The organism is Empedobacter sp. UBA7252, from assembly GCF_002472765.1.
GTDB classification, from domain to species: Bacteria; Bacteroidota; Bacteroidia; order Flavobacteriales; family Weeksellaceae; genus Empedobacter; species Empedobacter falsenii_B.
In genome coordinates, this window is record NZ_DKSQ01000083.1 from 1 (window position 1) to 10,164 (window position 10,164).

The 10,164-nt window shown below is 31.1% G+C and carries 9 protein-coding genes; 7 read left to right on the plus strand and 2 right to left on the minus strand.

From position 1 onward, the window contains the following. Positions 1–1,229: 1,229 nt before the first annotated feature. Together B2X73_RS11925 and B2X73_RS11930 are read left to right on the plus strand one after the other, a co-directional pair. The gene (locus B2X73_RS11925; RefSeq protein ID WP_038330750.1) at positions 1,230–1,622 is read left to right on the plus strand and encodes a DoxX family protein; all 393 of its coding nucleotides are present in this window, start codon (positions 1,230–1,232) and stop codon (positions 1,620–1,622) included. Between the two features lie 183 nt (positions 1,623–1,805). Beyond that, the gene (locus tag B2X73_RS11930) at positions 1,806–2,798 is read left to right on the plus strand and encodes an OmpA family protein (protein WP_291096511.1); all 993 of its coding nucleotides are present in this window, start codon (positions 1,806–1,808) and stop codon (positions 2,796–2,798) included. A 221-nt stretch (positions 2,799–3,019) separates the two neighbouring features. Here B2X73_RS11930 and B2X73_RS11935 read toward each other — a convergent pair whose 3' ends face one another. Together B2X73_RS11935 and B2X73_RS11940 are read right to left on the minus strand one after the other, a co-directional pair. Then, positions 3,020–5,215 carry a B12-binding domain-containing radical SAM protein gene (locus tag B2X73_RS11935; protein WP_291058763.1) on the minus strand — a complete coding sequence of 732 codons (2,196 nt, stop codon included), beginning with the start codon at positions 5,213–5,215 and terminating at the stop codon, positions 3,020–3,022. Between the two features lie 59 nt (positions 5,216–5,274). Further along, on the minus strand, positions 5,275–6,225 hold the full coding sequence (locus B2X73_RS11940) for a M20/M25/M40 family metallo-hydrolase (RefSeq protein ID WP_291058765.1): 951 nt from the start codon (positions 6,223–6,225) through the stop codon (positions 5,275–5,277). A gap of 268 nt (positions 6,226–6,493) precedes the next feature. On the opposite strand from B2X73_RS11940, the gene B2X73_RS11945 reads away from it, so the two are divergent. The 5 genes from B2X73_RS11945 (at position 6,494) to B2X73_RS11965 (ending at position 10,037) form a co-directional block, all read left to right on the plus strand. Beyond that, positions 6,494–7,102 (plus strand): RNA polymerase sigma factor, encoded by a 609-nt coding sequence (locus B2X73_RS11945; protein ID WP_291096513.1) that lies wholly within the window; start codon positions 6,494–6,496, stop codon positions 7,100–7,102. Then, entirely contained in the window at positions 7,095–7,922 is an 828-nt protein-coding gene (locus tag B2X73_RS11950; protein ID WP_219034596.1) for a hypothetical protein, read from the plus strand. The genes B2X73_RS11945 and B2X73_RS11950 overlap by 8 nt, the downstream gene beginning before the upstream one ends. Before the next feature lie 22 nt (positions 7,923–7,944). After that, positions 7,945–8,754 carry a hypothetical protein gene (locus B2X73_RS11955; RefSeq protein WP_038330640.1) on the plus strand — a complete coding sequence of 270 codons (810 nt, stop codon included), beginning with the start codon at positions 7,945–7,947 and terminating at the stop codon, positions 8,752–8,754. Further along, a complete protein-coding gene (locus B2X73_RS11960; protein WP_291096515.1) occupies positions 8,751–9,476 on the plus strand; it encodes a hypothetical protein in 726 nt (241 codons plus the stop codon). The genes B2X73_RS11955 and B2X73_RS11960 overlap by 4 nt, the downstream gene beginning before the upstream one ends. 96 nt (positions 9,477–9,572) lie before the next feature. Continuing rightward, a complete protein-coding gene (locus tag B2X73_RS11965; RefSeq protein ID WP_291046614.1) occupies positions 9,573–10,037 on the plus strand; it encodes an OsmC family protein in 465 nt (154 codons plus the stop codon). Positions 10,038–10,164: the final 127 nt, after the last annotated feature.

Genomic DNA, 10,164 nt, shown 5'->3' on the forward strand with positions numbered 1-10,164 from the left:
ATTATTTTATTACGTTCATTTTTTGTCTTGACACAAAAACGAACCAAAAAAGTCAAGACCGCGATTTTCGACGTTCAATTAGCATTTCACGCACTAAAAAGATTAAATGATTCGCATACGCTCACTAATCTTTTTTACGCTTGTTTCAATAGATTGAAGCTCGTCTGCAAATCGTATGTCGACTTTAATACTCTTATTTACAACAATCTCGACTTTTCAGCAATGACGATTTATAAATTCATTGTAAAAAAAGGATTTTGAATATTGAAAAAGGATGAAGAAACCGGCATTAAAACTCTCACGTTAAGAAAATGTTTGAATGCAGCGTTAAAAAGATTTTAGCCCGTAGGGTTTGTAAAATCTTTAGTGGAATGATAACATTTTTAGTAGAGAGTTTTACAGCCAAGCGTTTTTTGTTTCGTTTTTTGCGCTTAAAAAATGAAAGAATGATAATGATTTAAAACATTGAATGGCTGAAACTAATTTTGACCGTCGAAAATCAAAGACAAGTCTTGCTTTTGCTGAGCCTGCCGAAGTATTCGTTAGTTTTTTTGATTGTTCCCCGAAGGGCATATGTATACCGATAATTAAAATATATAAGCTATGAATAAAAAAGTGACAAAAGATTTCTCGATACCTCGAAATGACAGATAGAAATTGTCATTCAGAATGTAGCTTTAGCGAAATGAAGAATCTCTTAACCCTTCTCATCCAATAGATTGAAGCTCGTCTGCAAATCGTATGTCGACTTTTCAGCAATGACGATTTATAAATTCATTGTTAAAAAAGGATTTTGAATATTGAAAAAGGAGTTAAAAATCAGACGATTTAGTATCGAAATGTTTTAATCATAGTAAATAAATCGATATTTTTCAGTTTACTGAACTATACAATTTCTAAAATAAAAAAAACTATGTTTCTATTGTGGTTAGAAAATTAGAGGATTCGGTTCTGTACTTCATCACTTCGAGTGATTTTCGAAATGTAATGTAGAAAATTATATCAAGAAGTTAAACGTTTTAAAACAATTTTCATCTTATTCTTCAACATAATAAATGTGACAGCAAGAAAGAAAAAAACGTAAAAAGTTAAGCGTAAAACATAATAAATTAATTCCCTATAAATTTCAAATAAAAAATCTTGATTTTTCACCTATTCAAAACCCATTAAGTGTTAGTTGTACGATTTTTGATTCATTATTGAATAATAACATTCTAAAAATGAATACCATGAAAAATAACACGACACAAAACATCGCACGATATACCTTAGGAGCTTTTTTGATTGGAGCAGGAATTGCTCACTTAACTATAGCTAGAAAAGAATTCAAGGCACAAGTACCAAATTGGGTTCCTTTACCCAAAGATGACACAGTTGTGTATTCGGGAATTGCAGAAATAGCCTTGGGTAGTACGATTGTTTTAGCTCCAGATAGTAAAAAAGAAATAGTTGGAAAAATAGCAGCTTGTTTTTTTGGGGCTGTTTTTCCTGGAAACTGGGCTCAATATAAAAACAAAAGAGATGGTTTTGGATTGGATACAGATCAAAAAAGATTAGCACGATTATTCATGCAACCTTTACTAATTATATGGGCTTTGAAATCGACTAAAAATACTAAATAACTTGTTTGAAGTAACCAACTTACGACAATTGAATTATATTAAACAAATTTGAATGAAAGAGGATGACTTTTAATAAAGATCTAAATAAAAGATTAAAAAAATTACGCAAATAAATAACTGTATGATAATAATTTATAGTATTTTTATCTCAAATAATACTATAAAATTAATATTTGAACAGCGATGAATAAACTATTTATTGTAGCGATTGCAGCTACTTTGATTGTTTCTTGTAACAACAAAACAGAAGAAAAGAAAACGGATAATGTTATAGTAGATACTAATCAAAAACAAGAAAATACGGTTGCTAATAATGGATTTGACATCAGCAAAATTCCATTTTCAACAGCTGATATTGGAGATTTTCCTTTCATAAATCTTCCGCAAGGTTTAAAAGAAATGAACAAACCTTTGGTAAAACAATTTGACATATGTTTTTTTCCTATTAACGGTGTAATGACACCTTTTGAAGGAAAGTTGTATAAAACTTTTGTTTCACCTAAACAAGGAGAAGAATTTTCGCAACATTTCTTTGAAAAAAGTATGGCTGATTATTTACAATCTATCGGGGCTGTTAAAGTGTTTGATGGTGAAATAACCAAAGAAGAATATGAGCGTTACAATAAACAAGATCCGAATAAAGGAGGCGAAGGTGATATGGGATACGCTGGACAAAATATGAAGTTTTGGGTATTACGTACAAAAGATAAAGGAAATGTATATATACAATACCTTTCTAACAATGCAGGTGCTTCGCTTAATGTACTACAAGAAACAGACTTTAAGCAAACTATCACCAAAGTAACAGCAGACGAAATTGCTGAGGATTTGACTAAGAATGGAAAATCTATTTTATATATTAATTTTGATGTTGATCAAGCAAAAATCACGCAAGAAGGTGATGAAATTGTGACTGAAATTGCAAATGCTTTAAAGAAAGATAACGCATTGAAAATATCGATTGAAGGACATACTGATAATTCTGGCGACGCTAAGCATAACAAAAAACTATCTAATGATCGTGCAAATGCTGTAATGCAAAAACTAATTGCTTTAGGTATTGATAAAACACGTTTATCTGCTATAGGATACGGAGCTGAAAAACCATTGGTAGCAAATGATACAGAAGAAAATAAAGCTAAAAATAGACGTGTAGAGTTGGTTAAAGTAAAGTAAAATCTATATATGTTTTAATTTTATTAAACATGAAAAATATTGATACTAATCCGTAGTACATTATTAAAAAAAGTTGCTCCAAACATTATAGAAACTAAAGAACTAGATTCTGTACCAAAGAATGTTTAATTCTGATGATTCTTTAAAATCATTTAATCAAAAATGATACAAATTCATATCTACCAAAAAAAACCTTGAATAATTCAAGGTTTTTTTTATGTTTATACAATCAGTAAAACTGTTTCTTTTAATTTTTCTGCTTGTTTTGAATAAATAAAAATCTCAAAATCAGTTTGTATTTTTTCTTCAAAACTTTGTTTCATTTGTTGATAAGAAACTGCTTTTGGACTTTCTTTCAAGTATTGAACAAAATCAACCAACCATTCGCTAATCTCTTTGTCTACAACAATTTCAAGATAATCTTGTTTGGTATGAAATTGTAAAACTGCATTCTCAAAAGTTTTTCCTTTTTTGGTTTTCGTTACAAATTCTATTTGTGGCTTACCTCCTAACCAAACCACTTTTTGCGTTGGTTTATACGTTACAAAAGTTTCATTATTCAAAACTGTTTCGATATAATTTGGTTGAATTGAGGTTCTCGGAACTTTAAAATCAAACCATTCATTCAGTGATAATTCAAAACCAACACCGTGCATATAATTAAACAATGATTTCTTTAATCCATACGAGAACTGATCATGAATTAAACCTGATTTTTCTTCGTGAATCATATCATTATTCGCAAAAGTTCCTAATTCGGTGCTATGATTAATTACTTGATATTTCTCTGGATTCAACCCAACTGGACTATGTGCTGTCATCGCAAATTGATGCCAAAATCCTGATTGAAGAATTCCTAATTCGAACATTTGACGCACCATTTCCAAACTATCAATCGTTTCTTGCTTTGTTTGTGTCGGAAAACCATACATCAAATATGCATGTACCATAATTCCAGCTTCGGTAAAATTTCGATTTACAACCGCAACTTGCTCCACTGTTACACCTTTATCAATCAATTTCAACAATCGATCCGAAGCGACTTCCAAACCTCCAGAAACCGCAATACAGCCCGAAGCTTTCAATAATCGACACAAATTATATGTAAAACTTTTCTCGAATCTTATATTTGTCCACCATGTTACAGTTAATTTTCTTCGAAGAATTTCTAACGCAACTTCTCGCATTAATGCTGGTGGAGCAGCTTCGTCCACAAAATGAAAACCTGTATTTTGAGTTGTTTCAATCAACTCTTCCATTCTATCCACAATTTGTTTTGCAGCAATTGGTTCATAAATTTTGATATAATCTAACGAAATATCGCAAAACGTACATTTCCCCCAATAACAACCATGCGCCATTGTCAGCTTATTCCAACGCCCATCACTCCACAAACGATGCATTGGATTAACCACTTCGATGACAGAAATATATTGATCTAATTTGATATCCGTATAATCTGGTGTTCCCACTTCGCTAAATTTATAATCGCGAACAGTTTGATTATTGATATAAGAAACTTGATTATTTTGAAGAGCAAAAGTTCTTTTTAACTCAGAAACTTCAACTTCATTGTTGATATATTTTAACAATTGCTCAGTTGGTGCTTCACCATCATCTAATGTAATAAAATCGAAGAACTCAAATACTCGTGAATCGCTTAAAGAGCGTAATTCTGTATTTGGAAAACCTCCACCCATGTCCACAACAATTTCAGGATAATTTGCTTTAATATATTGCGCACAACGGAAAGCCGAATATAAATTTCCTGGAAAAGGAACCGAAAAACCAATCATTTTTGGATTCGTTTTCTGAATTAATTTCTCTAATTCCGAAAGTGTAATTTTATCAATATAAGTTGGGTCTTTCTGTAATTCTTGATACAATTCATCAAAAGAATTTGCCGATCTTCCTAAACGTTCAGCATAACGAGAAAAACCAAAATTTTCATCAACAGCCTCAATGATTAAATCCGATAAATCTTCTAAATATAGCGTTGCCAAATGCTTCGCTTTATCTTGAAAAGACATCGAACCAAAAGCCCATTCCAAATCTTCAACTTCTGCAAAACGAGAAGCTTCTGGTAAATATCCATCTTGAATAATTGAATCAGCTAAGGTCGAATTTTTTCCTTGTAAAAATCGGATAACAGGATCAATAGTTGCGATATATTCGTCGCTTAACATCACCATTCTTTTACTATTATCACCTAATTCAATCTCTTGATTTTGAATAAATTCAAATAAATCAATTAAACCTTTTCTTGAAAATAATTGTAAGATAACATCTAAACCTAAATCAGCTTGAAAAGTTGAATATGAAAGTGTGTTTAGAAATCCTTTTAAATAAACTGTTCCAGGATATGGTGTATTTAATTGCGTAAAAGGTGGTGTGATTAATAAAAGATCCGTTTTCAATCGTTGAAATTTGTTGCAAAAATACGGATTGAAAAAAAATAATTTTAGATTTTTATCAATTATTTTTCAGTTTTATCAGTGCTTCTAAACGGCATCGTTTCAATTTTAAAACTTTCCTCAATCACAGCTTTTTCGAGATTAAGAATTCCTTTCAACGATTTATAATCTACTTTATCTGCATCATCAGTTGGTTTGTGATAATCGTCGTGACCGCCTGTATGGAAAAATAAAACTGGAATATCTTTCTCATAAAACGAAGTTTGATCCGAACCGCCTCTACCTTCATAACCTGTATAAAATTTGACAAAATCAGTCGGATTAATTTCATTAAAAATTATTTCGAAAGTTGGAGAAGTTCCATAACCTATAATTGAAACGCCAGATTCTTTGTTCAAACGACCAATCATATCCATGTTTAACATCCAATGCACTTTCGATAAATCATACGTTGGATGTTTCACAAAATAACGTGACCCTACCAAACCTAATTCCTCTGCACCAAAAGCAATGAATAGAAAATTAACAGGTTCTGTCACTTTATTTTTACTGTAAAATCTTGCCAATTCTAACAAACCAGCAACGCCAGAAGCGTTATCATCAGCACCATTGTGAATCATTCCATAACTATCTTTCGCCAAAGAACTTCCTTGCTTTCCTTCTCCCAAATGGTCGTAATGTGCACCAATCACAATCGTTTTCTCCGCTTTATTATCTAAAAAAGCAATCACATTTTTTGCAGAACGAATACTGTCAACAACTTTTACTTTTTTTACCTTCGCCTCAAATCCTTGAAAATATCCATCTTCTCCTAAAGGTTGAAGTTTATATTTTTTGAATTCTTTTGCAATATATTTTGCAGCTTTCAAATTTTCTTCACTTCCAGTTCCTCTTCCTTTCATTTTGTCATCAGCCAAAAAATAAACGTGTTTTTTAAGATTTTTGACTTCAATTTCTTGCGCAAAAGACTTGGCTCCTACAACCAAAGATAAGATGATAACTATTTTTTTCATATTCAATTTCGACTAACTATGTGTCTAACAAAAATAGAAAAATAATCAAGAATATATCTTGCGCGTTTTGAATTAAAATTCGTCAATTCGAGTGATTTTTAGGAATGGAATGAATAAGAATTGTATCGAGAATAGAATTTTATCAACTAAAACCTTTTTAAAATTTATATTCAAAATTTTACTTATTATCACTGAAAATCAGGGTGAATAATTCAATAATTGTTAAATTTCAAAAACTTTTTTAAAAATTGATGCAACATTCAAAAACTTGCTGCGTCTATACAATAGAAACAACAATGAAACCTTGAAAATTTTGGAGAAAGAAAATTTTTCAATAAATGATAAACAACTATTAGATTGGTGCGAATCTGGTGTAGAGGCTGGCTATACTCAGCTCTATCATCGCTATTCGAAATCAGTTTACAATTCTGTTTATCGTTTGGTCACAGAAGTTTCTGATGCGGAAGATTTGACACAAGAAATTTTTATTTCACTTTTCTCTGATATTCAAAAGTTGAAAAACATCGAAAATTTAGGTGCTTGGTTCAGTAGAGTTGCGATTAATAAATCAATTTCACATTTACGAAAAAACAAAGTTTATTTTTCTGATGTTGCTGGAGCAAATATTATTGATGACAGCGAAGAAAGCATGGAAGAAAAACAAATGTTGGATGGTAAAATTGAAGAATTGCAACAAGCAATTGAAGAATTACCAACGGATACAAGAACAATTGTGAATCTATTTCTGTTCGAAGACATGCCGCAAGAAGACATTGCTCAACTTTTGGGATTGAGCAACAACACGGTGAGAAGTAAATATCATCGTGCAAAAAAGAAAATTTACGAAACCTTACAACAAACCGTTTGCAATGAATGATTCTTTAAAAAAACATATCGAAAAAAACAGAGAAGCCTTTGAAAACAAAGAACCTTCTGCAGAATTATGGAAAAGAATTCAGGCTGAGATTCCTAAACAGGAAGAAAAAACTTTGGTAATTGAACAGCCTAAGAAATGGAGAATTCAAAATTGGAGTATTGCTGCTTCTGCGCTTGTTTTATTGAGTGTTGGTGGATATTTTTTATTAAAAAATGATCAAGTAAATTCACCAAAAACAATTGAAATTGTAAAAGAAAAGCAGGTTAAAAAAGTAGAAGAAATTCAACCAGAAATTGTTCATCCAACTGAAATTAAAACTGAACAAAATAAAAAAGAAATTCAGTTTGTAACAATTCAGAAAGAGAAAAAAGTTGAAAAAATTGTTCAACCAAAAGAAGAACTAATTGGTATAGATGAAGCACTTAAAAATGAAATTTTAAGTTCATTAAATGATCAAGAATCAACAAGTAATCGTATTGATGCAATTGCAAAAATAACTGATTTACCAAGTATTGATCACAATTTGAAAGAGAGTTTATACCACTTAGCTTTAAATGACAACAATACAATTGTGCGACTAAATGCACTCGAAGCGCTTGCTTCAAAATTACCTAAATCGGACGTTTCAAAAGAGTTAACAGACATTTTTATGAAACAAGATGATCCGATGGTACAAATGGAATTAATAGGAATGATTGCGCATATCAATAACGATCAAATCGATTTGAAATTAACAAATAAATTACAAGAAATGGTGTTGGATCCTACAACAAAACCGTTTGTGAAAGACGAAGCGTACGCGGTTCTTTTTAGAAAATAATAATTAACAAAAAAATCAAAAAATGATAAGAAAAATATTTTTGGTAGCTGCATCTTTTATGATGATGTCTACGTACACTTTTGCACAAAATGAATCGAAAAGTGCGAATGAAGATAATTCGAAAACGTACAAATTAGCTGTAAGTAAAGGAAAAATGAACCTTGATCTTGGACGAGTAACAGTAGAAGGTTACAACGGAAACGAAATTGTTTTTTCTACAAAAACAAGATCGCGAGATAATGACGAAAGAGCAAAAGGATTGCGCTCGATCAACTCATTAGGACTTGAGGACAACACTGATTTAGGAATAAATGTTGTAGAAAAAAATGGTATAATCGAGGTAAAACAACTACAACAAATGACACCTCCAAATATCAAAATTTTAGTTCCAAAAGGTGTAACAATTTCATTTAATCATCAATCTCAATTTGGAAGTACCATTACATTCAAAAATATCGAAAACGAAGTTGAAGCAACTGCAAGTTACAACAATGTAGTGTTAGAAAATGTAACAGGACCTGCAACAATCAACACGATTTATGGTTCTATCGATGCTAAATTTAGTCAAAATGTAAAAGGTCCTTTGTCGCTTGTATCTATCTATGGTCACGTGGATGCTTCAATTCCGAAATCATCAAAAGCAAATGTAAAATTAACAACTTCGTTTGGTGATATTTTGATTGCACCTGAATTATCGTTAAAATTAGAAACAGTTGATAAATCATCTGAAATGATAAAAATTAACAATCAAGCAACAGGAACATTAAATGGCGGAGGAACAAGTTTCCTTTTCAGATCAGATTATAGTAAAATATATTTGAGAGCGTTATGAGAACAGTCATTTTATCTTTAGCAGTGGGCTTATTGGCAAATTTATCAATCGCTCAAACAAAAATTCAGAAGAATTTTTCAGTTGAAAAAGGTCAAGAATTAACATTAAAATTTGATTATCCACAAATCGTTAAAATCACAACATGGAAACAAAACGAAGTGAGTATCTCTGGAAATGTTAATATCAATAATGGTAAAAATGACTCGAATTTCAAGTTAACTGAAAGCAAAAACAGTCAAGGAAAAACCATCGAAGGTAAAGTTGTAAAACTAGAAGATATTCCACATCAGGTGACAGCGACTTTTGGTAGTGAGAAAAAACAATTTCAAACCAAAGAGGACTATCAAAAATATATTGATGCAAATGACATTAAATCCTCTTCGGTTTCTACAGGAGTACAAATGGGTATTACATTGGAAATCAAAGTTCCTGAACATATGAAAACGACTATCGAGTCAACGTATGGAACAATTGAAGTTATCAATTTTGATGCACCGATTATTGCACAATCAACATATGGAAGTGTAGATGCAACAATGAATGCAAAACAAATTGGAGAAATAAAAGTGGAAACTTTTTTTGGGAAGATGTACACGAATCTAGATTTTGCAATCAAAACTATAAAATCAGATAATTTTCATTCTGTAATTGCAGCAAACGTAGGTAAACAGCCATTGCAAGAATTTTCTTCGAAATATGGAAATGTCTATTTAAGAAAGTAAATAGTAGATAAATTATAACATTTTTTGAAAACACAATTGAGGATTCTCAGTTGTGTTTTTCTTTTAGAAAAGATTATTTTTGATAAAAATTAAGCCTTGAATCATTTATTTAAAGTTGCCCTAAATTGGATTAAGAAAGAGCCTCAAACAGATTCTTCAACCAGAATTTATACAAAAAGTCATCACATTTCGATTGAAGGAAAACCTGATTTAGAAGTTTCTGCTGCGAAAACTTTCAAAGGTGATCCAAACTTATACAATCCCGAAGATTTGCTTTTGAGTAGTTTGACCTCTTGTCACATGATGTCGTATTTATATTGTTGTACACAACATAAAATCGAAGTAATTTCTTACCAAGATCATTCGGAGGCCACATTGCAAGTGAATCCTGATGGAAGTGGAAAAATTATAAAAGTAGATTTATTTCCTGAAATCATTATTTCTAATTCATCACAAATCGAGTTGGCGCTTTCACTTCATAAAAAGGCAAACGAATTGTGTTTTATTGCGAATTCGTGCAATTTCCCTGTTTATCATCACCCAAAATGTAACGCAAAATAAAACCGAACTAAACTCGGTTTTAATAATTTATTTTATTTCTGTTATAATTTCTCTTTTAAGAATTGAGCTGTGTAGGACTCTTTTACTTTGACAATCTCTTCTGGCGTACCTTCGGCAACCAAATAAC

Excerpts from the sequence above, each read along its gene's own strand:
- B2X73_RS11940 (WP_291058765.1), bottom strand. The coding sequence starts at position 6,225 with ATGAAAAAAATAGTTATCATCTTATCTTTGGTTGTAGGAGCCAAGTCT.
- B2X73_RS11930 (WP_291096511.1), top strand. The coding sequence starts at position 1,806 with ATGAATAAACTATTTATTGTAGCGATTGCAGCTACTTTGATTGTTTCT.
- B2X73_RS11925 (WP_038330750.1), top strand. The coding sequence starts at position 1,230 with ATGAAAAATAACACGACACAAAACATCGCACGATATACCTTAGGAGCT.
- B2X73_RS11960 (WP_291096515.1), top strand. The coding sequence starts at position 8,751 with ATGAGAACAGTCATTTTATCTTTAGCAGTGGGCTTATTGGCAAATTTA.
- B2X73_RS11950 (WP_219034596.1), top strand. The coding sequence starts at position 7,095 with ATGAATGATTCTTTAAAAAAACATATCGAAAAAAACAGAGAAGCCTTT.
- B2X73_RS11955 (WP_038330640.1), top strand. The coding sequence starts at position 7,945 with ATGATAAGAAAAATATTTTTGGTAGCTGCATCTTTTATGATGATGTCT.